This window comes from Achromobacter sp. JD-1 (assembly GCF_038594925.1).
Lineage (GTDB): Bacteria > Pseudomonadota > Gammaproteobacteria > Burkholderiales > Burkholderiaceae_B > Achromobacter > Achromobacter spanius_C.
In genome coordinates, this window is record NZ_JBCGCS010000004.1 from 314,690 (window position 1) to 337,592 (window position 22,903).

The window sequence follows — 22,903 nt, forward strand, 5'->3', positions numbered from 1 at the left end:
CATGTCGGTGCAATAAAAGTTCGGCCACGATCAGGCCGCCGGGGGCGGACGCACCCAGGGTGACCACAGCAAGGAAAAGGCGACGCCCAGCGCCACCGCCATGCCGAAGTTGGCGATGGCGGGCGTCAGGCTCACGGCCAGCAAGCCGAACGACAGCAGCGTGGTGACGGCGCCCAGCAAGATGCCGACCAGGCTGGCTGCCGCGCCCGCCACGCGCTCGTACATGAAGATGGCGTAGTCCACGCCGATGGCGGACACCAGCAGCAGGCCGAACAGGCTGAACAAGGTCAGCGGCTGGCCCAGGTATCCCAGGGCCGCCAGGGCGCAGGCGGTGGCGGCCACGGGCACCGCCAGGATGCGCCAGGTGGCGGCGCGGCCCAGGGTCAGCAACAGCAACGCCGCCGCCACCACGTAGGACAGCAGCTTGAGTTCGGCGGCTTCGATGCGGGTGGACGCGAACATCCGGTTCAGGTCACCACTGCGGTCCACCAGTTCGACTCCGGGCAGCCCTTGCGTGATGCCCTCCAGCGCGGCGGTGTTGCGCAGGCCCAGCAAGGTGACCATGCCGGCTGCCTGGCCGCCGTGCAGCCCCAGCCACTGCGCGCGCCAGCGTTCGGCCAGCGGCCCTTGCAGTGCGGCGTCGATGCTAAGCGTGGGCAGCGCCGCCAGGGCTTGCAGTTCGTGTTGCACGGCGTCGAAGGGGATGCCAATGTCGGTCAATGGCTTCCACACCTGCGGCTGTTGGGCCAGGGCTGCCAGGCGTTGGCCCAGCGCACGCTGGTCTTCAGCGGGCGACACCAGTTGGCTCAGCGCGTTGTAGCCGGCAAGATCGCCGCGCTTGACCAGCGCGTCCAGCTTGTTGGCCACTTGGGCCTGCCTGCGCAGCAGTTCATCAGCGTTGGCGCCGCGCACCAGGAAGAACTGGCTGGTGGGCGTGTAGCCGGTGATCTCGCCGATCTGGCGCGCCTGCTGCAACAGCGGCGCGGGCAGGCTCAGCCATTGGCGCAGGTCGTCCTGGATGACAAGGCGGCTGATGCCGCCGACCGTCGCGGCGCTGAGCGCCAGCGCGCCGACCACCAACAGCACGCGCCGGCCCGCCAGGCGTTCGCGCAGGCGCAGCGCGGCCTCGGCGGCTTGCAGCAAAGGCGGCCAGGGGCGGGGTTGCCAGCCGTTCATCCAGACCGGCAACTGACACACCGTGCAGGCGTAAGCGCCCAACAGGCCAGCCGCCGAAAACACGGCGGTCTGTGTCAGTGCGGGAAACGGGGTGAAGGCCAGCGCGATATAGCCGACCAGACTTGCCGCCAGGCTGATGCTCAGCCCCGGCAACACGCGGCGCAACGCGGGCCACGCTTGCCAGTCGGGCATGCCATAGCTTTTGCCTAGCCAATGCATGGGAAAGTCCACCGCCACGCCAATCAGGCTGGCGCCGATCACCAGCGTCAGCACATGGATCGAACCGAACACCGCAACGCAGGCCACCGCGCCGGTCAGCAAGCCCACCGCCACGGGCACGAACGCCAGCAGGGCGCGCACGCGGCGCAAGGCCAACAGCAGCACCAGGACGATGGCCGCCAAGGCGATGGACCCGATCCATGCACTTTCCGCCATGGCCTGCGCCCGCCCGGCCGCGGCGTATAGCGGGCCGCCCGCCACCAACAATTCAGCGCCGTCGGCGCGCAGCGCTTGCCGGGCGTCATCGATGCGGGCCGACAGGTCTTGCGGCGCGTCGGTATCGAAAGCGTCCGCGCGGGTTTCGGCCCGCACCAACACCCAGCGCCTACCGCCGTGATCGGCTTGCAGCGTGCCGCTGCCCATGTCGTATTGCACGGTGCCGCCCGGGCGCAGCGCCTGTTCGGCGCGCCGCGTCAGGCCCAGCCAGTCTTGATCCACGGACACCAGCCCCGACGATGAAAACGGGTCGGACAACTCACGCGCGCGCCGCTGGGCGTAGGCGGTGGGGTCGGAGGCCAGTTGTTCGCGGTCAGCCACCGGCAGCATGGCAAGCCGGCCCGCCAGCAGTTGCGCGCGCAGCGCGGGCACGTCCACATTCAATTCAAGCTGTACCGACGCAAACAGGCCGCTTGCCCGCAAGCGCTCGGCCAAGGCGCGCGCGGGCGCAACCGGGTCGGCGCCAGGCGGCGCGGCCACCAGCGCCAGCAACTGCCGCGACAGCGGCTCCTGGATGCGGGCTTCGGCCAACTGCCGCGTGGCGTCGGCCTGGGCGTGCGGCACCAGTTCCATCAGGTTGGCGGACACCGGCCAGCCATGGCGGCACTGCCAGGCGCCCGCGCACAGCACCAGCAACAAGCCCAGCTTGAAGAGCCGTGGCAGCCAGCGCTCAATCGGCAAACGCACGTTGCTCCTCGGGGGTCAGTGCATCGGCGGGGGCCGCGTCCGTCATTTGCAGGACGCTGCGGTCGCCCTGGGTTTCGCGTAATTCGATGCGGTCGACAAGCTTGCCGCCGTTGATCTGGATATTGTCGAAGATCTGGCGCAGCAAGGCGGAGCGGGGTGTCAACAGCAACTGCCAGGCGTGGGCCTGGCCCGTGAGCGTGAGGTCGAAGTTTTCTTGCAAGCCCTTCGTGTCGCCCGCCAGCACCGCCAGGAACAGCTGGTTCTCGCGGCTGGAGCCGGTTTGCTGCGGCAGGGCTTGCCAGGCGCCGGATTCGTCGCGCCGCGCAATGCCCTTGGCGTTGATGCGCAGATCTTGCGCGATGGGCGTGCGCAGCAGCCACAACAGTCCTTTGCCGGCGGCCAACGTGAAGTCGCCCCGGCTGGTCAGCGGTTGCGGCAGCGAGCGCAGGAATTTTTGCTGCACGAAGTGGCCGCGCACAATGGGCGTGGCGCGCAACTGGGCTTGCAGGTCGTCCAGGCCAAACGCCTGGGCGTACGCGGGCAGGGCGGCCAGCAACAGCAGCAGAGCCATGCGATGCGCGGCGGTGCGCGTGGCCTGAATCCAAGTGGCCCGGTGCAGGGAACGGAATACGTTCATGCCGAGCGCGTTGATGTTCAGCATGCTCATGCCGCGGACTCCAGCGCTTGCAGCTTGCGCCGCACGGCGTCCACGAAAACGGTGGGCGACGTCAATTGCATTTCGCGGGTTTCGATGCACACCGCGACTTGCTCCGAGGTGCCGCGCGTCAGCCGCTGGCCGGTGGCCGCGTCCAGGATCAGGTAGTTGATCTTCAAGCGGTTTTCCCATTCCACCAGTTCGGCGCGCACCGTCAGGCGCTGGCCGAATTGGGCGGGCTGGGCGTAGCGCAGATGCAGGTCGATCACCGGCCAGGCGTAGCCGCTGGCGCGCATGGCGTCGTAGTTGTGGCCCAATTGGTCCAGCAGTTCGCAGCGCGCCTGTTCCAGGTACTTCACGTAGTGGCCGTGCCATACGACGTTGAGCGAATCGACGTCGAAGAACGGCACGCGGATGTCGATTTCCGCGCCGATAAGGCCTCGTTTACGCATCGTCTTTCCAGAAAGGGTAGAAGTTGAACCACTGCAAGGGCGCTTGGCGGCAATACGCGGCAAGGCGGTCGGCGTAGCGTTGCGCCCAGTGGGCGATGCGTTCCTGGCGCGTTGCGCGCGTCCAGTCGATGCCATCGGACAGGCGTTCCATGGCGACGCGATAGCGCGCGCCGTGGCGCGTGCAGAACAGCACGTTGACGGGGCAGCGCAGCAGGCCGGCCAGTAGCCACGGCCCTTGCGGCAGGGCGGCGCGGGCGCCCAGAAAATCAACCAGGGTTGTGCGGTCGCCTTGCAGCGGCACGCGGTCGCCGGCAATGGCTAGCCATTCGCCACGATCCAGCCGCTGCGCCAGGTCCAGCATGACGGGCGCATCCAGTTCGCTGACTTGAATCATGCGCAGCCCGCCGCCCGCTTCGCCCAGCAGGCGGTTGAAGTGGACCGCGTGCTTGCTGTGCACCAAAACGTTCAGCCGCAGCAGGCCGGACTTTTCCGCCAGCGCGCGGCAGACTTCGATATTACCCAGGTGCGAGCCCACCAGGATCTGGCCACGGCCCACGCCCATTTGCGCGTGCAGGCCGTCCGGGTCGGACATGTCCAGGTGCGACATCGTGATCTTGCCTTGCCAGACATCCAGCTTGTCCAGCATGGCGTCGGCAAACGCCAGGTACTGGCGGTACACCGGCAGGGTGCGTGGCAGCGGTACGGGTTGTGATGGACGCGCCGTGCTTTGCGTCAACCGCTGCTGGTACTGCGCGATGGCGCGCCGCGCGCGACCGCCGAAGGCGTAGAAGTACAGCACCACCAACCACACCACCGGCGCCACGACGCGGCGGCCCAGCCTGCGGGCGGCCCAGGCCGTCATGCGCATCAGCGTGGGGCTGCCACGCTCGGGCTGGTGCGCCCAGTGGGGATCTGTGGCGCTCACGATCGTGCCTTTTGCGCCAGGCGGCGCCAAAGCAAGGCGGGCGCGCGGCCCAGCATGCCGAAGAACAGCCGCGCATGCATGCGGCTGATCAGCAGGTTGTCGCGCAGGCCCTTGAAGTGCGAGACGCCGCCTTCGGGGTAGCTGACGTGGGTGGGCAGCCAGGCCATCGGCACGCCGCTCCAATGCAGGCGCACCAGGATGGCGATGTCGAAATCCATGCGGCGGCCCACGCTGGCCTGCTCAATGACCGGCAGCACGCGCGCCAGCGGATAGACGCGAAAGCCGCACATGGCGTCGGGGATGTCTAGCGACAGCGTGTTGATCCATACCCAGACGCGGGTCAGCCAGCGCCCATAAAGACGGCTGCGCGGCACGTCGTCGCCATAGACCGGCGCGCCGCAGATCACGGCTTGAGGCTGGGCGCGGGAAGCGTCGGCCAAGGCCACGGCGTCCGTCAGCGCGTGCTGACCGTCGGCGTCCACCTGCAAGGCGTGGGTATAGCCGAACGTGGCGGCGGCGCGCAGGCCATCCTGCACCGCCGCGCCCTTGCCGCCGTTTTCGCTGCGGCGAATCAGATGCGTGCGCGGTTGCGCGGCCAATGCGTCCAGCACGGCGGCGCAGCCGGGTTCAGAGCCGTCGTCCACCAGCACGCAGGGCAGGCCCTGCGCCGCCAATTGCGCATGCACGGCCGCGACGGTGGCGCCGTGGTTATAGACGGGGATGACCGCGCAGAGTTTATGTTGTTGCGCCATGGTCGTCTTGATGCGGAATGCGGCCGGACGAGCAAGGGGCGTCGTCCACCGTGCAGGTGAAATACAGCTTCTGTTTGGTGTCGTCCCAGCGCAAGGCAAGCAGGGCGCGGTCGCCCGGGCGCAGCAGGCGCTGGAACTTCAAGGCTTCCATGCCGCTAAAGCGCAAGCCGGGGCACAGCTCGCGTTGGGCGATCGATACGGCCCAACTGATCTGGGCCACGCCAGGCACCACGGGCACGGATGGAAAATGCCCGCTGAAGAAAGCCAGGTCGTAGGGGATGTCCAGCGTGTAGCGGCGTTCGTTGGCGGGCTGGCCGGGTATTTCCTGAGCAATCGGGTCAACCGGGCGTGGGCCGGCCGCCGCGTCGAACAAAGCCTGCGGCAGCTTGCCTTGAGCATTGCTGGGCAGGTGCCTGAAAAAGCGCCACGCGCGCGGAATGGCCAAGGATTCGAAACCGGCGCCCAGGTGCGCGCGCAGCGCCTCAACGACGGTTTTGCGGCCCTGGTTGCGCAGTACGTGCAAGCCCGTGGCCGACAGCGCCACCAGCCCCGTCAGGCGCGTGGCGCCGGTGGCGCTGCCCACGCGCGCGTCGCTGACATAGGCGTGGCGCATCAAGGACAGTTCCAGCATGGGCAGCGAGATGCGCTTTTCTTCAATCTTGACGATGCGGTCCAGGCGGCCCAGTAGCTGGAAGCCGTTGGCGCTAAGCTGCGCGCCGTCGGCAGTTTGCTCGTCGGCGGCATGCACCCACGGCGATTGCACGCGCAAGGCGCCGTCGGCGTTCACGCTGATGGTCGCGCCCGGCAGCGGCTGCCAGTCCGCCGACCCGCGCCGCCACGCGACCGCGCCGGTTTCAGAGCTGCCGTAGATTTCGGTGGGACGCAGGCCCAGTTCGCGTTCAATGTCGTCGGAAACCTCGGTCGGCAGCGCGCCGCCCGACGAGTGGATGCGCAGCAGCCGGCCGCGCAGTTGCGCCCAGTCCAGCCGTTGTCCCAGGCGGCGCAGCAAGGCGGGGCTGGCGATCCAGGTGAAGGTCGGGTAGCGCAGGCTGGCCTTTTGCAGTTCTTCGGGATAAAGCCGTTGGCGGCGGTCGATCAGCCGGCCCGCGCATAGCGGCCACAGCACGCGGAAAGGCAGGCCATACATGTGCTGGGCCGAGACGCTGCCCAGCACGGGCGCATCCAGGTCGGGCCATTGCTGCTGCAAGGCCTGGACCTCTGCCGACAATTGCCGCCACGGTTTGTGCAGAGGCTTGGGCGTACCGCTTGATCCCGAGGTACACAGCACCAGGCCCACGGACGGGTCCAGGCTGGCGGGCGCCAGCGGGGGATGGTCTTGCAGCTCGGCCAGCCGCCATTGTCGGGCAGGCGGCAGGGGCAGGTCGGCGTCGGTGAGCCATCCGGCAACTTCCGGGTCCAGCGCGGCGCAGGTGGCGGGCTGCGCGTCGCCGGGAAGCACGGCGACGACGCCCGCGCGCCAGCAGGCGAAGAGAGCTACGGCCAGCGCCGCGGCGTCGTCGAACCACAGCGCCACTCGGCGCGGCGCGCGCGCCTGCAAGGCCGCGGCCACGCGCAGACTGGTTTGCGCGAAGGCGGCGCGCGCAAGCGGCGGGTCGTCGGCGATGCACAGGTTGTCGGCGGTGTCCGACGGCAGCAGCAGGTGTTCCAGCGGTGTCCAGCGCATGGCTTAAACCGCCTTCGCGGCCGCTGGACGCAGCAGCCATTCGCCTGCCATCAGCAGGCCCATCAAGCCATAGCTGATGGCGCCGTTATAGGCCATCCACCAGCTCCACGGCCCCCACGCCGCCAAACCCGCCGCGACCGCGCCGTTCAAGGCGAAAAACACGCACCAGGCGCGCGTGACGTTGCGGGTATAGCGCACGCCTTCGGGTGGCAGGTTGGGGTGGCGCAGGCGCGCCAGCTGTTCGACCACCGGGCGGCCCACGCGCAGGCTGGCGCCGAAGATGGCCAGCATCATCGCGTTGACCATCACGGGATACCAGCGCAGCCATGCCTCGGTATTGCACAGGGCAAGAATCAGGCAGAAGGTGACGGCAACGGCGGGCAGCAAGCGGCCGCCGGGCTGTCCGGCGCGCGCGGTGAGGCCGCGCAACAACCACAGCACGGCCAGCGGCAAGGCCAGCCACGCGGGGCTGACCCGGCCCAGCGTCGCATGCACCACGAAGGGGTACGCCACGCCAGCTACGGCCAAACCGGCCGCCACGCCGCGCCTCATGCGTCGGGAGCCTGCTTTTGCCACATGGCCTGAACCACGTCCTCGACGGTGCGCACCGTGCGGAAGTCGTTCGCATCCAGCTTGCGGCCGGTCTGGCGGCGCACGTGGTCGATCAGGTCGATGGCGTCGATGCTGTCGATTTCCAGATCGGTGTACAGATGGGCCTCTGGCGTGACGCGCTCGGGTTCGATCTCGAACAGTTCGACCAGCGCATCGCGCAACGTATTGAAGATGTCCTCGCGGGTATGCATCGTGGACTCCATGCGTCAGGCGCGCCGCTGGGCGGTGACAAAGGCCGCCAGGCTGTTGATGCTGGTGAAATGCTCGCGCATGTTGCGCGTTTCAGGGTCGATGGCGATGCTGTAGCGCTTTTGCAGCGCCAGGCCCAGTTCCAGCGCATCGACCGAGTCCAGCCCCAGGCCGTCGCCGAAGAGTTGCGCGTCGGACGCGATGTCGTCGGGGCTGATGTCTTCCAGCCCCAGTGATTCGATGACGAGCGTCTTGAGCTCAAGTTCCAGTTGGTTCATCCCGCTTCAACTCCGCTGCCACCCGCCGGGGTGGCTTGTTCGTTCATGACAGCACCGGCCGGCGCGCGCGCCAGCTCGGCTTCGAAATAGGCATGCAGCCAGGCATTCATCTTGCGTCCGGCGGCGGGCAGGGGGTGCGCGCTGCTCCAGACGGTGGGGTCGATGTCTTCGCCCACCTGGATCACATAGCGCATCCGGCGCGCCGGAATTCGGTACCACGGTTCACCCTTGGTGAGGCTGCGCGGGTTCATCCGGATGACGACAGGTGTGACGACGCGCGCCCCACGCAGTGCAATGGCGCAGGCGCCCCGGTGAAACTGCGGCAAGGCATCGGGGGGCGTGCGCGTGCCCTCCGGAAAGACGATCAGGGTTTCGCCGTTGCGCAGCACATCGGCGGCGCGGTCGAACATGTCGAAGCTTTCGTCGTTCGTGATGTAGCCGGCGTTGGCGATGGGGCCGCGCGTGAATGGGTTGGTGGCCAGGCCGTGCTTGACGATGCAATTGGCGTTCTTGACATGGCCCACCAGGAAAACGACGTCTAGCAATGACGGGTGGTTGGCCAGAATCATCTGCCCGGGCTTGCCCAGGCGTTCAGCGCCCTTGAATTCCACCGTCAGGATGCCGACGCGGACCATGAACCGGATGAACAGGCGGAACGTGCCGTTCAGCGCCCAGCGCGCGCGGCGCTGGCGTTCCAGCTTGCCGCCCGGCAACAGGCGCTGGGGCGGAAAGACCAGCACGCGCAGCAGCACGCCGCCCAGGCCGAACATCGTGAACGCCATGCCGGTGGCCACCAGGCGCCAGAGCCAGAAGTCCTGGCGGGTTTGGGTAGGGCTAGTCATGCGTTGCGGGTCCAGGTCCAGCGTCGAGCGCGATTCACATGCCCCCAGGAGGGCGTGCGCAGCGTCAGGTGGCGCAGCAGATTCAAGGGGTTGGGCCAGGCTTGCGATGCCTCGGCGGCGGGGGGCGCGACGGCATCGGTGGCAGGGCGCGGGTTTGGGCGGGCCGGCTCGGCCGCCATGGACAGCGTCCATTCAGTGCCCGCGCGCAGGTGAAAGGCGGCGGCGTAGGTGTAGGGCACGTCGTCGATCCACGGGGCGTAGGGGGCGGGCGGGCGCTCTTCGGCCAGCACCACCAGCACGTCGTCATGTCCCTGTTCCAACAGCATGGCGCCTTCGATGAAAGCGTGTTCCAGGCCGTCGTCGTCCACGGAAATGGCGACCGATTCCGTGGTTTCGCGGCGTATGATCGACCACTGCGCGGCGATGGCGTTGTGCACGGACAGGCCGAACGCGGTGGGTGACAAGGGCTCATCCGCCGCCAAGGACTGCAGCAGGCCGAAATTGCGGCTGGTTTCACCGTGCCGCGAGGCGAACACCAGCGGCATCGCGGGGCGATCGGCGGCCAGCGGCCACGCGCACTCGAACACCGCGCGAGCCAATGGGCTGAGTCGGCGGCGTTGCATGGGCGGCAAAAAATCCAGGCGGGGCGCGCGAGGGCTATCCAGGGGGCAGTAAGGGTGTTGCGCCCAGTAATACCAGTCGTCGGGCGACTCCATTCCTTGCGTCCAACCTTGCCATTGCGCGATTGAAAACGTCAACATAGCGCGCGATTCTACTATGGCCAGTTGCGCGGACTTTGTTTTTAATGGTTACTTTGTTCTTGTCTATTAGCTACGGGGCAGGTTTACGGTACATATAATCGGTTACCTATTGCTGTGGATATTCAGGAACTATTCATGTATTGGGCGGACAAAGGCGCCGCCGATCACTATCTAGTGGAGAACTTGTCCCTGGAGGACAGGGCGCGCGTGTCCGGGCGGACAGGCCCCAAAGCCCAGGAAGACTGGCGGGTCAGCCGCGCGCTCAAGCACGAGGTCAGGCGGACTGCCGCCCCTGGAGCGGTGATGTCGCTTAGCCACAGCGGCGGCCATGCCGTCTGCGCCAGCGCGCCAGCGGGATGGGCGCTGGGCGCCGACCTTGAAAGCCTGCGCCCGCGAGATTTTGCCCGGCTGGCGCAATGGGTATGTTCGCCGCAAGAGGCCGCCGCGCTGGCGGCGCTGACGGGGCCGGCGCAAGGCCAGCTCTTTTATCTGCTGTGGACGCTGAAAGAGGCCTTCATCAAGGCGGCGGCGCTGGATTTCCCTGCCGATATGGCCTTGTTCGGGCTGGACCCGGGTACAGACGGCCGATGGCGCTTGCGGGCTCCACCCGGTAATTGGCGCGCGTGCAGTTGGCGCCTGGGCAGCGCTTGGATGGCGTCGGTGGTCTGGCGGGGTCCCACTGACTACACAACGTATCCAACATGGCGGGGCGCCGTGGGTTGCGCATTGCCTGCGCTAACACTTGTTGGCGAATGGCTACGCGACGCTGACTGACATTACAAACGTATGGATCTTCGTTTTGTCCTTCGGATTTAAAGATGTATTATTAATGCATGTTTAAAAAGCGATCCCCGATCGCCCTTCAAGGAGCAGCAGATGTTGAGCCCCCAAGTCCGCGCGCTGGTCAAAGCCACGGCCCCCGTCCTCAAGACGCACGGCGTGGCGTTGACGCGCCATTTCTATGCGCGCATGTTCGAACACAACCCCGAGCTGAAGCAGGTTTTCAATCAGGGTCATCAGGCCGGCGGCCAGCAGCAGCACGCCTTGGCGGGCGCGGTGACGGCGTATGCCGAACACATTGACGACCCGTCCGTGCTGGCGCCCGTGGTGACGCGCATCGTGCACAAGCACGTCAGCCTGGGCATCCGGCCCGAGCACTACGCCATCGTGGGCAAGCATTTGCTGGCGTCCATCCGCGAAGTGCTGGGTGCGGACGCTACTGATGAACTGGTCGACGCCTGGGCCGCCGCCTACGGCCAGTTGGCCGATCTGCTGATTGCCGAAGAATCCCGCCTGTACGCGGAATCGGCCGCCAAGCCGGGCGGCTGGACGGGTTGGCGCGCGTTCCGCGTGGTGGGCAAGCAGCCGGAAAGCGCCGAGATCACGTCCTTCTACCTGGCGCCGTCCGATGGGGGCGCCGTGCCAGCGTATCGCCCGGGGCAGTACGTGTCGGTGCGCGTGTATGTGCCCGAGCTGGGCCTGATGCAGCCGCGCCAATACAGCTTGTCGGACGCGCCCGGCCAGGACCGCCTGCGCATTTCCGTCAAGCGCGAAGCGGCGGGGGCCGACACGCCGGCGGGGCGCGTGTCCAACGCCTTGCATGACCGCCTGCAAGAGGGCGGCGTGCTGGACGTAGCGCCGCCGCAGGGCGATTTCCATTTGAAGGACGACAGCGATGCGCCCGTGGTGTTGGTCAGCGGCGGCGTCGGCCTGACCCCCATGGTGTCCATCCTGAATCACCTGGTCCGCGCCAACGACGAACGCCAGATCCGTTTTGTTCACGGCTGTCGCAACCGTTCGGTGCACGCCATGAAAGACCATGTGAACCAGATTGCGGCCGAGCGCGGCAACGTGCGCAAGGCGGTTTTCTACGAAGAGGTGGGCCACGGCGACCAGGCCGGGGTGGACTACGACCATCGCGGCCGCGTGGACCTGCGCGCCATCACGGACGACGCCATCGTGCCCGGCGCCGACTACTACCTGTGCGGGCCGGCGCCCTTCATGGCCGCGCAACGCGCTGCCTTGCTGGAACTGGGCGTGGAGCCGGGCCGCATCCATGCCGAAGCGTTCGGCACCGGCGGCGCGCCCGCCTGAGCGGTGTATCCTGGCGGCCTGATATTCCCAGGCCGACCAGGGCCCCAACCACGCCATGCAACTGACCCGATTCACCGACTTCGGCTTGCGCGTCCTGATGTACCTGACGCAATGCCGTGACCGGCCCGCCGCCGTGACCATCCCGGAGATCGCCGGGCGGTTCGACGTGTCGCGCAATCACCTGGTCAAAGTGGTGCACTTCATGTCGCAGCGTGGCTGGGTCAGCACCGTGCGTGGCAAGGGCGGCGGCATGCGCCTGGCGCGCGAACCGTCCGCCTATCAGGTGGGCGACCTGATCCGCGAACTGGAACAGCAAGGGCCTTTGATCGACTGCCGCGAGCCGCCCTGTGCGCTGGACGGCGCCTGCCGGCTGGCGGGCGTGCTGGCGCAAACGCTGGCGGCGTTTTATGACGCGCTTAACGCCTACACCCTGGCCGATCTGGTGCGCGACCCCACCGCCGCCGCCATCATCAAGCTGCACCGCGCCGCCTGAACTGAACCCAGGGCATGATGTTTTGTTATGGATGCTGCGGCGTTTGGCATTTGCCGGGCGGCCCGCGCGCGCTCCAGAATGGAGGCGTTCCCTGTTCTCTTGGATGAAGGCATGCGCGTTTGCGTAATCGGTGCGGGCGTGGTCGGTGTGACGTCCGCCTATTTCCTGGCGCGCCAGGGCCACGACGTGGTGCTGGTGGACAGCCAGGCGCGTCCGGCGGAAGTCTCCAGCTACGCCAACGGCGGCCAGCTCAGCTATAGCTATGTGGCCCCGCTGGCCGGCCCGGGCGTGCTGCCCAGCGTGCCCGGCTGGCTGCTGCGCCAGGATTCCCCGCTGCGCTTTCGGCCCAGGCTGGACCCCCATCAATGGCGTTGGTGCCTGCAATTTGCCCTGGCGTGCCGCGCGTCGGTCGCCAAGGCGTCCACCGCGCAATTGCTGGGCTTGTCCTACCTGAGCCGCGACGTCATGCACACGTTGCTGGAACAGGAAAACCTGGATTTCGGTCACCTGAAAAACGGCAAGCTGATCGCCTATCGCAGCGCGGCCTTGCTGGACAAGGCGCGCGCGCTGGTGGCCTACCAGGCGGACCATGGCGCCCAGCAGCAGGTGCTGGACGCCCCGCAGACCTTGGCGATGGAACCCGCGCTTGCCGCCATGGGCAGCAAGCTGGCCGGCGCCATCTACACCCCCAGCGAAGAAACCGGCGACTGCCGCCAGTTCACCGAAGGCCTGTTCGACCGCCTGCAATTGCTGGGCAACGTGGAATGCGCGATGTCCAACCCGGTAACCGGATTGCAGCGGGAGGGCCGCCGCATCGTGGCCGTGAACACGCGCAACGGCGATATCGGCGCCGACGCCATTGTGCTGGCCACCGGCATCGGCACCCGCGCGCTGCTCAAGCCGCTGGGGCATGACGTGCCCCTGTATCCGCTGAAGGGCTACAGCCTGAGCGTGCCCTTGTCCGACGACGACACCGTGGCTCCGCGCATCAGCGTCACGGACTACGAACGCCGCATCGTCTACGCGCGCGTGGGCAAGGTGCTGCGCATTGCCGCCATGGTGGATATCGGCAGCGACAACGCCGATATTGATCCGGCGCGCGTGGCGCTGTTGAAGCAGCAGGTGCACGAGGCATTTCCGGGGCTGGACCTGTCCCAGGCCATTCCCTGGGCTGGCCTGCGTCCCGCCACGCCGACCAGCAAACCGCTGATTGGGCGCAGCCCCGCGGCCGACAACCTGTGGCTCAACATTGGCCAGGGCGCCTTGGGCTTTACCTTGGCCTGCGGCAGCGCCGCGCTGCTGACGGCGCAGATGGCCGGCCTGGAATTGCCGCTGGACCCCGGGCCGTTCCGGCCTTGAATCCGAAGGGGTTCCGGATTCACGGGCGTTCAATACAAGCCCACGCCGCGCCGCCATAGTGTTGCTCTCTAGCGGGAGCATCCATGAGCATTTTCCAAAGAACCACCATCGCGCTGGCGCGTAGCCCCGCGATGGGGCGCGCCATGCGGGCGGTGGCGGCGCGCACGTCGCTGGCGCAGCGCTTTGTGGGCGGGGCGGACGTGGACACCGCCGTGCGCACCGCGCTGCGGCTGCGCGACACGCACGGCATCCGGGCATCGCTGTTCTACCTGGGCGAATACGTGGCCGATCCGGCCGCCATCGAGCACAACGTGTCGCAGGCCATCCGCGCGTGCGGCGTGCTGGGCGCGGCGGGCCTGGACGTGCATGTGTCGGTGGACCCCACCGCCATCGGCTACATGGCCAGCGATGCCCTGGGCGAGGCCAACGCGCGACGCATCGGCCAGGCGCTGCGGCAGGCGGCGGGGCCGGGGACGGCGCAGGCGGTGGGACAGGCGGCGGGCGCGGGACAGAACTGGATGGTGTTGGACATGGAAGATGCCGGCATCCGCGAACGCACCTGCGCCTTGCACCGCAGCTTGCTGGAAGCGGGGTTGCCCGCCGGCCTGACCTTGCAGGCGCGACGGCGGCGCACGCCGGAAGACCTGGCCTGGGCAATCCGCCAGCACACGTCCTTGCGCCTGGTGAAGGGCGCGTTTCCCGAGCGCGCGCTGGACCACGCGGGCCGCGACCGCATCGACCACGCCTATCTGGACGCGGCCGCCATCATGCTGTCGCGCGAAGCCCGCGAGGCCGGTTTCTACCCCGTGTTCGGCACGCATGATGACCGTCTGGCCGGCGCCATCATGGCCTTGGCGCGCGAGCGCGGCTGGTCGCCCGACGCGTTTGAATTTGAAATGCTTTATGGTGTGCGGCCGGACTGGCAACTGGCGCTGCGCGGCTTGGGCTATAACGTCAGGGTTTATCTGCCCTTTGGCGGCGACTGGTGGCCCTACGCCATCCGCCGCGTGGGCGAAAATCCCGGCAATGCGTGGCTGCTGGCCCGTTCGTTGAAGGCCGACGGCGGGTACTTCGGCTAACGACGGTATTGCGTTCTTCCAGCGTTTTTTTGGCGATCCCATGGCGGTTTCCCAACACATCTGGCATTGCGGCGCGGGTTTGCCCGGCGACGTGCTGATCGCCGACCTGCGCGCGTATCGCTACGCGCCGCATTTTCACGACGCCTGGTCCATCGGCGCTGTCGAACACGGCCACTGCGCGTTCACGGTGCATGGCGTGGAGTATTCGGCCGCCGCGGGCGACCTGGTGGTGATCGCGCCAGGCCAGGTGCACACGGGCGGCACGTCGGATGCGCCCTTGGCCTACCGCATGGCGTACATCGACGCCGCCTGGTTCGACGACCACGCGCAGGCCTGGTTTGGCGCCGCCGCGCGCTTGGCCGCGCCGGTCATCACGGCGCCCGCGCTGTGCGCACAATGGCTGGCCGCGCTGACGCCTGCCCCCATCCCCGACGCCGAACGCCGCGAACGCATTTCGGCCGCCTTGTTCGGTCTTCTGGCGGCGCACGGCGACGCCATCGGCGCGGGGCATATGGAGGGCGCCAATGGGGCTGACGGCGCCAATGGCACGGACGATGCCGACAGTGCCGGCGGAAAGAACGAGCCGGACGTCTGCGCCTTGCTGCGCGAATGCATGGCCGCCGACCCCGCTTGCGCGCCGGACCTGGAAGCGCTGGCGCGCGCGCAGGACCGTCATCGCACCACGCTGGTCAAGCAGTTTGCGCGGCGTTACGGGCTGCCGCCGCAGGCCTGGCTGCGCAATTGGCGGGTGGCGCGGGCGCGGGTGTTGTTGCGCGCTGGCTTGCCCCTGGCGCAGGCCGCCCAGGCCGTGGGCTTTGCGGACCAGGCCCACCTGACCCGTGTGTTCAAACAGGTTTACGGCAGCACGCCCGGCGCGTTGCTGCGCGCGGATTCCCAGACGTTGCGAGCGCGCGGCGTTTCGATCCGGTAATCCGAGTATTTCCGGCTGAAGAACGTGGCGCCCAGTTGCTCGGCCGCCAACAAGGGCGCGCGCGGGTCGGCCGCGATTTCGCCGCGCAGGTTGCCGGCGCCATGCACGAACCCCACGAAATCCGAATGCGTATAGCGTGCGTATTCCTGCACCTGGTGCACGATGCCCAGCGCCGCGCCGGGGTAGGTTTCTTCAGACGCCACGGCCAGGCCCAGCCGCTTGCCGGTCATGCGCGCCTTGACCCGTTCCGGCTCTGGCCCGCTGCCCGCGTAGTGGGTGAACGAGCGGTCAAAGAAGGCTTTGGTCTGCGCCGACATGCCGTACCAATAGATCGGTGTGCAGATCAGGGCACCGTCGGCCGGCAGGAAATGTTCAAGGAACAGCTCCGGATAGCGGTCGTCAGGCGCGGGCTGATGCCGCAGGTCCGACAGGAAGCCGTGGATGTAGTCGTCCAGAAAGAGCAGGGTGGTGGCAAGCCCGGCGGCGTTCGCGCCGCGTTGCGCGGCCGCGCCCAGGGCCGCGCTGTTGCCGTCGCGGCGGGGGCTGCCCACCAGGATAAGCAAGCGTTGAGTGGACTGATTTGAATTCATGGTGAGTCCTTGAGTTAGGTGCAGGTGCAATGCATCAATGTACGGACCACCCGTTCCGGCGACAAATGACGATTCCTTGATTAAGATGAATTCAATTCATCCAAAGGAAGGCTCGACAAGGAGCCCCAGACCCATGTTTGCCACCCTGCCCGTTACCGCGTTGCGTGCCTTCGAGGCGGCCGCCCGGCTGCGCAGCTTCAAGCTGGCCTCGGCGGAACTGGCCGTGACGCCCACCGCGGTGTCGCACCAGATCAAATTGCTGGAGCGCCAAGTGGGTGTGGCGCTGTTTGACCGCGTGCCGCGTGGCGTGCGCTTGACCGACAGCGGCGCGCGTCTGTTCGCCAGTGTGCATGGCGCCTTGCTGGAAATTGCGCAGACGCTGGACGCCTTGCGTCCCGAACCGGCATCGGGCGCGTTGACGCTGTCCACCACGCATTCCTTCGCGGCGCTGTGGCTGGTGCCGCGCCTGGGGCGGTTTCACCAGGCCTGTCCGCAATACCAACTGAACCTGCAAACCGGCGCGGACGCGGTTGACCTGTTGCAGGACGCCAGCGTGGACGTGGCGGTGCGCTACAGCCGCCAACGGTATCCGGCCCTGCATACGGCGGCTACGTTGCCGGAATGGTTCGGCGTCTACGGTGCGCCGTCGCAAATCGCCCAGTTGGAAAAAAGCGAGGAAGAACGCACGCAAAAGCGCACGCAAATGCGCACGCAAATACGGCCAACGAAGCACCCCGATAAGCGCTTGGAAAACCGCACCGAAAACCAGACAGCGCAGTCCCCGCCCCCGCCCGCCCCGGCGTTGGTCACCGTGCGCTGGCGCGATTCCGATCTGTACGACCAAGGCTGGCGCGCCTGGTGTCAGGCGGCGGGTTTGCCGGCATGGCAGGCGCCGTCGGCGGTACACGCCTATGAAGAAGAACACTATGCCTTGCAGGCCGCCATCGCTGGACAGGGGCTGGTGCTGGCCAGTTCCGTGATGGTGTCCGACAGCGTGCGCGCCGGCACACTGGCCGCCTATCGGCCACAGGTGCGGGTGCCGGGCGCGGCCTACCAGGCGTTGTGCGCGCCCGGGCGCGAACGCCATCCGCCGGTCAAGGCTTTCCTGGCGTGGCTGGCGCGGGAATTCCAGGCATGACATCGGCGGCTTGCCGAAGGGCGGGGCGCGGCAACAAGGGCAGCGCCGCCAGCATCAACACGCCCGCCAGCACCCAGGCGGCGGGCCATGAACTGGCCGCGACCACGTGCGGAATGGCAAGCGGCGTCAGGAACAAGCCCAGGTAGACGCAGCTATTGGCCATGCCCAGCGCCGTGCCGGTGCGCGCGGCGCCCGCCAGCGTGGCCAGTTCGGTATACGCCACGCCATGCCAGGCGGACGCGCATATGCCTGCCGCCGCCAGCAGCCCCGCCATGGCAAACACCGCGCCCGCCGCCGTGGGCGCACCGCTGACCGCCCACGCCACCGCGCCCAGCCCCGCAAACAGCAGAAAGCTGAATTGCGCGCAGCGGCGCAGATAGGCGCGCCGGTTGCCGTGGCGATCGGTCCACCGGCCGCTGGCAATGCGCGCCACCATGGCGCCCAGTTGCACCGCCACCATCACCGCGGTCAGCGTGCCGATGCCGGCATGGCCGACGTCGTGCAGGAACACCGTGGCGAAGGTCAGCACGGCAAATTGCGGGCAGCACATCAGGCCGATGGCGGCGGCGGCGCGCCAGACGCGCGCGTCGCGCAGGGGCGAGGGGCCGATGCTTGGGCCCGTGGCCGGCAAGCGGTGGGCAGGTATGGCGCGTTGGGCGGATTGGGCGGACTGGACGGATTGGCCGTGCTGGGCGGATTGGACCGATGGGACGGATTGGACGGATTGGCCGTGCTGGGCAGGTTGGCCCCGCTTGACCGGCTCGCGCAGCCAGCAAGCGGCAAGCAGCGCCGCCACGGCGCACATCAGCGCCAAGGCACCGAACACCGCCGCGAAACCCGCGTGCGCCGCCAGCCAGGGCAGCAGCAGCGCGCCCAGGCCGCCGCCCAAGGGCACGGCGGTCTGGCGGATGCTCATGGCCAGGCCGCGCTCGCCTTCGTCAAACCAGGCCATTACCGCCCGGCCGCTGGCGCCGTTGACACTGCCGCCCAGCACACCGACCAGCACCAGGCCCACCGCCAACAGCCACAGGCTGGGTACGGTGACGCCATCCGGCGAGGCAAAGCCGCTCATCCAGGCCAGCGCCGCGGCGGTTGCGCCCAGGCCGGTCAACAGCACCGGCCGGTCGCCCCAGCGGTCGGTCAGCATGCCCCAGGGCAGTTCGAACAGGGCCACGCCCAAGCCCATCAAGCCCAGCGCCAAGCCCAACTGATCGTTGTCCAGGCGGTAGCCGGCGCGCATGAACACCGCCGTGGTGGGCAAGCCCGCCGCCGCGGCGGAAAAGGCGGCGTTGGCGGCCACGCCCACCGCCAGCACTTTCCAGCGATGGGTGGGGCGGGCTGATTCGGACGCAAGGGGCACGAACATGCAGAACTCCAAGGGCAGGTAACAAGGACCCAGCTAGTTTGCGCATCTGCTATCGTTTTGAAAATCAGGAAATATTGAGTCAATTGTTTTGAAAAACGGGACTATTCCATGCGGCCGGTGACCTTTGACCTGGATGTGCTGCGCAGCTTTGTCGCGGGGGTGGAGTTGGGCAGCTTCGGCCGTGCGGCCGACCGCCTGGGCCGTTCGACTTCCGCCATCAGCGCGCAGATGAAAAAGCTTGAGGAACAGGCCGGCGTGCCGCTGCTGCGCAAAGCCGGGCGCGGGCTGGCGCTGACCGAGGCCGGGGAAACCATGCTGGCCTATGGCCGCCGCTTGTTGGAATTGAACGACCAGGCCGCGCGCGCGGTGCAGGGCGGCGAGCTGGCCGGCCGCGTGCGGCTGGGCATGCAGGAAGATTTCGGCGAAATGGTATTGCCTCAGGTGCTGGGCCAATTCGCCAGGGCGCATCCCAAGGTGCGGGTCGAAGCGCGGGTCGCGCGCAATGCCGAGCTGCTGGAACGGCTGGCGGTGGGGCAGTTGGACCTGGTCCTGGCCTGGGACCACGACGCGCGTGTCCCGCATGCACAGCGTTTGCTGGATCTGCCCATGCGCTGGATCGGCCCCGCGCAGCCCACGTACGCGGCCAGCAGCCATGGCGACAGCAATGGCGATGGTAATGGTGACCTGCCGCTGGTGGCGTTCGAGGCGCCTTGCCTGTTCCGCACTTGTGCCACGGACGCGCTGGAGCGCGCCGGCCTGCCTTGGTTGCCCGCGTTCACCAGCCCCAGCCTGGCGGGGTTGTGGGCGGCGGTGTCGGCGGGTTTGGGCCTGACCGTGCGCACGCCCTTGGGCCTGCCCGCCAGCGTGCGGGCTCTGGCGCCGGGCGAACAGGGCCTGCCGGTTTTGCCGTCGATTGCGTTGTCGCTGTATCGTGCCCAGGCGCAGCCCGACGCCGTCACCGCCGCCTTGGGCGATATCGTGCGGCAATGCATCCAGGACAGCGCAAGGGCATGGGCGGCCTCGTCTCCCTCGTCCTCTTCATTCAACGCCCCGAGCGCCAAGGTCCAGCCATGAATCGCTTCCAAGAAATGTCGGTGTTCCTGGCCGTGGCCGAGGCGCAGAGCTTTGCCGCCGCCGCGCGGCGCCTGGATATGTCCGCGCCCACCGTGACGCGCAGCGTCGCCGCGCTGGAGCGGCGGCTGGGCGCCTTGCTGCTGGTGCGCACCACGCGCAGCCTGCGCCTGACCGAAGCCGGCCAGCGCTACGCCGCCGATTGCCGGCGCATTCTTGAAGACGTTGAGCAGGCCGATGACGCCGCCGCCGGCGTGATGGGGGTGCCGCGCGGCGCGCTGCATGTCACTGCGCCGGCTCTTTTTGGCGAACTGCATGTAATGCCGGTGGTGCTGGGGTATCTGCGCACCCACCGTGAAGTCTCGGTGCGCACGCTGTTGGTGGACCGCGTAGTGAACCTGCTGGACGAGGGCGTGGACGTTGCGGTGCGCATCGGCGCCTTGCCGGATTCCACGCTGACGGCGGTGCCCGTCGGGCATGTGCGCCGCGTGGTGTGCGCCGCGCCCGCGTTTTTGCAGGAACACGGCGCGCCCGAGCATCCTGATGCGCTGGCGCGTTTTTGCACGATCACCGCGGCCATGGAAGGGCGCGGCGCGCAGTGGCGCTTCATGCAGGACGGCGAGCCACGGCGGATGAACGTGTCATCGCAACTGACGGTCACGTCGTTCCAGGCCGCCGTGCTGGCCGCGTGCGAAGGGTGGGGGCTGACGCAGGTGGTGTCGTACCAGGTGGCCCGCCACCTGAAAAGCGGCGCCTTGCAGGTGGTGCTGCGCGACTTCGAATTGCCGCCGATGCCGGTGCACGTGGTGTACCCGGAAGGCCGCCGCAGTTCGGCCAAGGTGCGCAGCTTTGTTGAATTCTGCGTAGAGGCCTTGCGCCGCGATCTGGCGGCGCTGCCGGTTTGAGCCGCCGCGCACGGGCGGCGCTGCGCTTTCCTGGCCTTCCTTTCAGTTTCCGCAATAGTGTCTTGTTGCGGCTGGCCGTTCACGCGGCGGGCGGGGAGGGTCAACATGGAGTCCTCGTTCACCCACCCTGGAAATCTCCATGTCCGCTGCCCCCTTGGTCTTCTATAGCTTTCCCCTGTCTGGCCACGCGCACCGCGTTGCCTTGATGTTGTCGCTGCTGAACGTGCCGCACCAGCGTGTTGACGTGGACCTGCGCGGCGGCGAACACAAGCGTCCGGACTTCCTGGCGCTGAATGCGTTCGGCCAGGTGCCGGTGATTGATGACAACGGCACGGTGGTGGCTGACTCGAACGCCATTCTGGTTTACCTGGCCACGCGCTACGGCGGCCAGGCCTGGTTGCCCAGCGACCCTGTGGGCGCGGCCGCCGTGCAACGTTGGCTGTCGGTGGCGGCGGGGCCCTTGGCCTACGGCCCGGCCACTGCGCGCCTGATCACGGTGTTTGGCGCCGCCCACGACGCGGACACCACCTTGGCGCGCGCGCATGCCTTGTTGCAGGTCATGAACGGCGAACTGAGTGGCCGCGATTTCCTGACGGGATCCACGCCGACGATCGCCGATGTGGCTTGCTATGCCTACGTGTCGCATGCACCCGAAGGCAATGTGTCGCTGGCGGATTACCCGCATGTGCGCGCGTGGTTGGACCGCATCGAGAACCTGCCCGGCTTCGTGCCCATGGCGCGTACCGCCGCGGGCCTGCAGGCGGCTTGAAGCCTCTATCGGCGTATTGGTATCAACGCTTTCGGCAGTATCCCCAACGGCAAGGACCGCATCATGACGAACGCTGACGCTATTTCGCACAACGGGTCTCCCTGGCATGCGGGCGAACGCCTGCTGCAAACGCGTGTCGGCGTGGCCGAACGCATGGCGCAGATTGGCCCCAAAGTCATCCGCGACTACATGCCGGACCAGCACCGCGCGTTCTTCGCGCAACAGCCCTTCCTGGTGATGGGGTCGGTGGACCCGCAGGGCGACCCCTGGGCCAGCGTGCTGGAAGGCGAACCGGGCTTTGCCGTATCCCCCGACCCGTACACGCTAAGCGTGGCCGCCGCGCCCGATGCCGACGACCCGCTGCGCGCGGGGCTGGGTCTGGGCCAGCCGGTGGGCCTCTTGGGGATTGAATTGCACACGCGCCGCCGCAACCGCATGAACGGCCGCATTGCCGCCTGGGATGGCCAGCGCTTTGATGTGGCAGTCACGCAGTCGTTCGGCAACTGTCCGCAATACATCCAGGCCCGCGACTTCAGCTTTTCGCGTCCGCCCTCGTTGCGCCTTGCCACGGCGCAAGCCGAGGCCAGCCAGTTGGACGAGGCAGCGCGCACGCTGATTCGCGCGTCGGACACGTTTTTCGTGGCCTCGTATGTGGATGCCGAGGTGAACCCCGAGGTGAACCTCGATGAGAATCCCGATGTGCCCCTGGACATGGCCAACACCCCGCGCCGCGGTCGGGCGGTGGATGTCTCGCACCGGGGCGGCAAGCCCGGCTTCGTGCGGGTGGACGGCAATGTGCTGACCATTCCCGACTTCTCGGGCAACCGCTTTTTCAACACCCTGGGCAATTTGACGGCGAACCCGCGGGCCGGGCTGCTGTTCATCGATTTTGAACAGGGCGACGTGTTGCAGGTATCGGGCCGCGCGGAAGTGGTGTTGGACAGCCCCGAAATTCAGACCTTCGCGGGCGCGGAACGGCTGTGGCGCGTGCACGTGCGCCGCGTGGTGCGCCGCCCCGGCGCCTTGGCGCTGCGCTGGCGGTTCAACGACTACGCCCCGACGGCGCTGGCCACGGGGCAGTGGCCAGCCTAAGTGGCGGGCTGCGTCGTCTTCTGCACGACCGTGTCGTCGGGCTCCAGCAGGCGGCCGTCCTGCGCGCGGATTTCCAGGCGCCGCACGGCCTGACCGCGCTTGCGGTCGATCAGCGTCGAATGGGCTTCGGCGGGGCCGTAATAATGGTCTTCGCCCCATTGGCGCAAGCCGACGATCACGGGAAACAAGGCGCGGCCTTTGTCCGTCAGCACGTATTCCTGGTAGGCGCTGCCGTCCGAGGCGGGGGCCACGGCAAGAATGCCGTGGGCGACCAGCGTGCGCAGCCGGTCGCTAAGAATGTTCTTCGCCACGCCCAGGCTTTTCTGGAATTCGCCAAACCGCCGGATGCCGTCAAACGCATCCCGCACGATCAGCAGCGACCACCAGTCGCCGATGGCGTCTAACGAGCGCGCCACCGGACAGGCGGCGCCTTCAAGGCTGGTGCGTTTGACCATGGTGGGTCCTTGGAAGGAAGTAAAGGCAAAGGGATGGTGGAAACGGCACAAAC

Annotated in this window: 25 protein-coding genes; 11 read left to right on the plus strand and 14 right to left on the minus strand. The window is 67.7% G+C overall.

The window, feature by feature from the left end; translation table 11 throughout:
• Positions 1-30: 30 nt before the first annotated feature.
• Genes WBR68_RS09305 through WBR68_RS09355 form a run of 11 tightly spaced genes read right to left on the minus strand, consistent with a single transcriptional unit; the run spans position 31 to position 9,508 of the window.
• Positions 31-2,358, minus strand: a complete 2,328-nt coding sequence (locus WBR68_RS09305; RefSeq protein ID WP_230694018.1) for an MMPL family transporter — start codon at positions 2,356-2,358, stop codon at positions 31-33.
• On the minus strand, positions 2,342-3,025 hold the full coding sequence (locus WBR68_RS09310) for an outer membrane lipoprotein carrier protein LolA (RefSeq protein ID WP_230694019.1): 684 nt from the start codon (positions 3,023-3,025) through the stop codon (positions 2,342-2,344). The genes WBR68_RS09305 and WBR68_RS09310 overlap by 17 nt, the downstream gene beginning before the upstream one ends.
• On the minus strand, positions 3,022-3,465 hold the full coding sequence (locus tag WBR68_RS09315) for an acyl-CoA thioesterase (RefSeq protein ID WP_230694020.1): 444 nt from the start codon (positions 3,463-3,465) through the stop codon (positions 3,022-3,024). The genes WBR68_RS09310 and WBR68_RS09315 overlap by 4 nt, the downstream gene beginning before the upstream one ends.
• Positions 3,458-4,390, minus strand: coding sequence for an LpxL/LpxP family acyltransferase (locus WBR68_RS09320; RefSeq protein WP_230694021.1), 933 nt, complete (start codon positions 4,388-4,390; stop codon positions 3,458-3,460). Before WBR68_RS09320 ends, WBR68_RS09315 begins: the two co-directional genes overlap by 8 nt.
• Positions 4,387-5,142, minus strand: a complete 756-nt coding sequence (locus tag WBR68_RS09325) for a glycosyltransferase family 2 protein (protein WP_230694022.1) — start codon at positions 5,140-5,142, stop codon at positions 4,387-4,389. The genes WBR68_RS09320 and WBR68_RS09325 overlap by 4 nt, the downstream gene beginning before the upstream one ends.
• Entirely contained in the window at positions 5,126-6,826 is a 1,701-nt protein-coding gene (locus WBR68_RS09330; RefSeq protein WP_127184146.1) for an AMP-binding protein, read from the minus strand. Before WBR68_RS09330 ends, WBR68_RS09325 begins: the two co-directional genes overlap by 17 nt.
• Before the next feature lie 3 nt (positions 6,827-6,829).
• Entirely contained in the window at positions 6,830-7,378 is a 549-nt protein-coding gene (locus WBR68_RS09335; protein ID WP_050450364.1) for a COG4648 family protein, read from the minus strand.
• Positions 7,375-7,629 (minus strand): acyl carrier protein, encoded by a 255-nt coding sequence (locus WBR68_RS09340; RefSeq protein WP_050450365.1) that lies wholly within the window; start codon positions 7,627-7,629, stop codon positions 7,375-7,377. The genes WBR68_RS09335 and WBR68_RS09340 overlap by 4 nt, the downstream gene beginning before the upstream one ends.
• 15 nt (positions 7,630-7,644) lie before the next feature.
• A complete protein-coding gene (locus WBR68_RS09345) occupies positions 7,645-7,905 on the minus strand; it encodes a phosphopantetheine-binding protein (RefSeq protein WP_050450366.1) in 261 nt (86 codons plus the stop codon).
• Positions 7,902-8,747: a lysophospholipid acyltransferase family protein gene (locus tag WBR68_RS09350; protein WP_127184147.1), complete on the minus strand. Its 846-nt coding sequence runs from the start codon at positions 8,745-8,747 to the stop codon at positions 7,902-7,904. Before WBR68_RS09350 ends, WBR68_RS09345 begins: the two co-directional genes overlap by 4 nt.
• Entirely contained in the window at positions 8,744-9,508 is a 765-nt protein-coding gene (locus WBR68_RS09355) for a beta-ketoacyl synthase chain length factor (protein ID WP_230694023.1), read from the minus strand. Before WBR68_RS09355 ends, WBR68_RS09350 begins: the two co-directional genes overlap by 4 nt.
• Positions 9,509-9,811: 303 nt before the next feature.
• Between WBR68_RS09355 and WBR68_RS09360 the strand changes: the two genes are divergently transcribed.
• The 6 genes from WBR68_RS09360 to WBR68_RS09385 all read left to right on the plus strand — a co-directional run bounded on the left by WBR68_RS09360 (position 9,812) and on the right by WBR68_RS09385 (position 15,464).
• Complete coding sequence (locus tag WBR68_RS09360; protein WP_230694024.1) at positions 9,812-10,282, plus strand: 4'-phosphopantetheinyl transferase family protein; 471 nt, start codon at positions 9,812-9,814, stop codon at positions 10,280-10,282.
• Positions 10,283-10,384: 102 nt separating this feature from the next.
• On the plus strand, positions 10,385-11,602 hold the full coding sequence (hmpA, locus tag WBR68_RS09365; RefSeq protein WP_127184149.1) for an NO-inducible flavohemoprotein: 1,218 nt from the start codon (positions 10,385-10,387) through the stop codon (positions 11,600-11,602).
• 55 nt (positions 11,603-11,657) lie between these two features.
• Positions 11,658-12,095 (plus strand): Rrf2 family transcriptional regulator, encoded by a 438-nt coding sequence (locus WBR68_RS09370; protein ID WP_127184150.1) that lies wholly within the window; start codon positions 11,658-11,660, stop codon positions 12,093-12,095.
• A 111-nt stretch (positions 12,096-12,206) separates the two neighbouring features.
• Complete coding sequence (locus tag WBR68_RS09375) at positions 12,207-13,454, plus strand: D-amino acid dehydrogenase (RefSeq protein ID WP_230694025.1); 1,248 nt, start codon at positions 12,207-12,209, stop codon at positions 13,452-13,454.
• Positions 13,455-13,537: 83 nt separating this feature from the next.
• Entirely contained in the window at positions 13,538-14,533 is a 996-nt protein-coding gene (locus tag WBR68_RS09380; protein ID WP_230694026.1) for a proline dehydrogenase family protein, read from the plus strand.
• 40 nt (positions 14,534-14,573) lie between these two features.
• Positions 14,574-15,464, plus strand: coding sequence for an AraC family transcriptional regulator (locus WBR68_RS09385; protein WP_050450373.1), 891 nt, complete (start codon positions 14,574-14,576; stop codon positions 15,462-15,464).
• Here the strand turns inward: WBR68_RS09385 and WBR68_RS09390 are convergent.
• Positions 15,389-16,054, minus strand: a complete 666-nt coding sequence (locus WBR68_RS09390) for a flavodoxin family protein (RefSeq protein ID WP_230694027.1) — start codon at positions 16,052-16,054, stop codon at positions 15,389-15,391. The two genes, WBR68_RS09385 and WBR68_RS09390, sit on opposite strands and share 76 nt — an antisense overlap.
• Positions 16,055-16,187: 133 nt before the next feature.
• On the opposite strand from WBR68_RS09390, the gene WBR68_RS09395 reads away from it, so the two are divergent.
• Positions 16,188-17,192: a LysR substrate-binding domain-containing protein gene (locus WBR68_RS09395; protein WP_230694028.1), complete on the plus strand. Its 1,005-nt coding sequence runs from the start codon at positions 16,188-16,190 to the stop codon at positions 17,190-17,192.
• Here WBR68_RS09395 and WBR68_RS09400 read toward each other — a convergent pair.
• A complete protein-coding gene (locus WBR68_RS09400) occupies positions 17,149-18,558 on the minus strand; it encodes an MFS transporter (RefSeq protein WP_230694029.1) in 1,410 nt (469 codons plus the stop codon). The two genes, WBR68_RS09395 and WBR68_RS09400, sit on opposite strands and share 44 nt — an antisense overlap.
• Positions 18,559-18,666: 108 nt before the next feature.
• Here WBR68_RS09400 and WBR68_RS09405 point away from each other — a divergent pair, with 108 nt between their 5' ends.
• The 4 genes from WBR68_RS09405 to WBR68_RS09420 all read left to right on the plus strand — a co-directional run bounded on the left by WBR68_RS09405 (position 18,667) and on the right by WBR68_RS09420 (position 22,395).
• Complete coding sequence (locus WBR68_RS09405) at positions 18,667-19,632, plus strand: LysR substrate-binding domain-containing protein (protein ID WP_050448031.1); 966 nt, start codon at positions 18,667-18,669, stop codon at positions 19,630-19,632.
• A complete protein-coding gene (locus WBR68_RS09410) occupies positions 19,629-20,534 on the plus strand; it encodes a LysR family transcriptional regulator (protein ID WP_050448030.1) in 906 nt (301 codons plus the stop codon). Before WBR68_RS09405 ends, WBR68_RS09410 begins: the two co-directional genes overlap by 4 nt.
• A gap of 139 nt (positions 20,535-20,673) precedes the next feature.
• The gene (locus tag WBR68_RS09415; protein WP_230694030.1) at positions 20,674-21,303 is read left to right on the plus strand and encodes a glutathione S-transferase family protein; all 630 of its coding nucleotides are present in this window, start codon (positions 20,674-20,676) and stop codon (positions 21,301-21,303) included.
• A gap of 63 nt (positions 21,304-21,366) precedes the next feature.
• Positions 21,367-22,395: a pyridoxamine 5'-phosphate oxidase family protein gene (locus WBR68_RS09420; protein WP_230694031.1), complete on the plus strand. Its 1,029-nt coding sequence runs from the start codon at positions 21,367-21,369 to the stop codon at positions 22,393-22,395.
• Here the strand turns inward: WBR68_RS09420 and WBR68_RS09425 are convergent.
• Positions 22,392-22,850: a winged helix-turn-helix transcriptional regulator gene (locus tag WBR68_RS09425; RefSeq protein ID WP_230694032.1), complete on the minus strand. Its 459-nt coding sequence runs from the start codon at positions 22,848-22,850 to the stop codon at positions 22,392-22,394. The genes WBR68_RS09420 and WBR68_RS09425 overlap by 4 nt on opposite strands.
• Positions 22,851-22,903 lie beyond the last annotated feature (53 nt).

What these genes read in the sequence shown, in the direction of transcription:
- WBR68_RS09330 (WP_127184146.1), bottom strand. Translation starts at nt 6,826, where the DNA reads ATGCGCTGGACACCGCTGGAACACCTGCTGCTGCCGTCGGACACCGCC.
- WBR68_RS09425 (WP_230694032.1), bottom strand. Translation starts at nt 22,850, where the DNA reads ATGGTCAAACGCACCAGCCTTGAAGGCGCCGCCTGTCCGGTGGCGCGC.
- WBR68_RS09345 (WP_050450366.1), bottom strand. Translation starts at nt 7,905, where the DNA reads ATGAACCAACTGGAACTTGAGCTCAAGACGCTCGTCATCGAATCACTG.
- WBR68_RS09390 (WP_230694027.1), bottom strand. Translation starts at nt 16,054, where the DNA reads ATGAATTCAAATCAGTCCACTCAACGCTTGCTTATCCTGGTGGGCAGC.
- WBR68_RS09400 (WP_230694029.1), bottom strand. Translation starts at nt 18,558, where the DNA reads ATGTTCGTGCCCCTTGCGTCCGAATCAGCCCGCCCCACCCATCGCTGG.
- WBR68_RS09315 (WP_230694020.1), bottom strand. Translation starts at nt 3,465, where the DNA reads ATGCGTAAACGAGGCCTTATCGGCGCGGAAATCGACATCCGCGTGCCG.
- WBR68_RS09325 (WP_230694022.1), bottom strand. Translation starts at nt 5,142, where the DNA reads ATGGCGCAACAACATAAACTCTGCGCGGTCATCCCCGTCTATAACCAC.
- WBR68_RS09415 (WP_230694030.1), top strand. Translation starts at nt 20,674, where the DNA reads ATGTCCGCTGCCCCCTTGGTCTTCTATAGCTTTCCCCTGTCTGGCCAC.
- WBR68_RS09335 (WP_050450364.1), bottom strand. Translation starts at nt 7,378, where the DNA reads ATGAGGCGCGGCGTGGCGGCCGGTTTGGCCGTAGCTGGCGTGGCGTAC.
- WBR68_RS09375 (WP_230694025.1), top strand. Translation starts at nt 12,207, where the DNA reads ATGCGCGTTTGCGTAATCGGTGCGGGCGTGGTCGGTGTGACGTCCGCC.
- WBR68_RS09340 (WP_050450365.1), bottom strand. Translation starts at nt 7,629, where the DNA reads ATGCATACCCGCGAGGACATCTTCAATACGTTGCGCGATGCGCTGGTC.
- WBR68_RS09310 (WP_230694019.1), bottom strand. Translation starts at nt 3,025, where the DNA reads ATGAGCATGCTGAACATCAACGCGCTCGGCATGAACGTATTCCGTTCC.
- WBR68_RS09420 (WP_230694031.1), top strand. Translation starts at nt 21,367, where the DNA reads ATGACGAACGCTGACGCTATTTCGCACAACGGGTCTCCCTGGCATGCG.
- WBR68_RS09385 (WP_050450373.1), top strand. Translation starts at nt 14,574, where the DNA reads ATGGCGGTTTCCCAACACATCTGGCATTGCGGCGCGGGTTTGCCCGGC.
- WBR68_RS09355 (WP_230694023.1), bottom strand. Translation starts at nt 9,508, where the DNA reads ATGTTGACGTTTTCAATCGCGCAATGGCAAGGTTGGACGCAAGGAATG.
- WBR68_RS09360 (WP_230694024.1), top strand. Translation starts at nt 9,812, where the DNA reads ATGTCGCTTAGCCACAGCGGCGGCCATGCCGTCTGCGCCAGCGCGCCA.
- WBR68_RS09410 (WP_050448030.1), top strand. Translation starts at nt 19,629, where the DNA reads ATGAATCGCTTCCAAGAAATGTCGGTGTTCCTGGCCGTGGCCGAGGCG.
- hmpA (WP_127184149.1), top strand. Translation starts at nt 10,385, where the DNA reads ATGTTGAGCCCCCAAGTCCGCGCGCTGGTCAAAGCCACGGCCCCCGTC.
- WBR68_RS09370 (WP_127184150.1), top strand. Translation starts at nt 11,658, where the DNA reads ATGCAACTGACCCGATTCACCGACTTCGGCTTGCGCGTCCTGATGTAC.
- WBR68_RS09405 (WP_050448031.1), top strand. Translation starts at nt 18,667, where the DNA reads ATGCGGCCGGTGACCTTTGACCTGGATGTGCTGCGCAGCTTTGTCGCG.
- WBR68_RS09350 (WP_127184147.1), bottom strand. Translation starts at nt 8,747, where the DNA reads ATGACTAGCCCTACCCAAACCCGCCAGGACTTCTGGCTCTGGCGCCTG.
- WBR68_RS09380 (WP_230694026.1), top strand. Translation starts at nt 13,538, where the DNA reads ATGAGCATTTTCCAAAGAACCACCATCGCGCTGGCGCGTAGCCCCGCG.
- WBR68_RS09395 (WP_230694028.1), top strand. Translation starts at nt 16,188, where the DNA reads ATGTTTGCCACCCTGCCCGTTACCGCGTTGCGTGCCTTCGAGGCGGCC.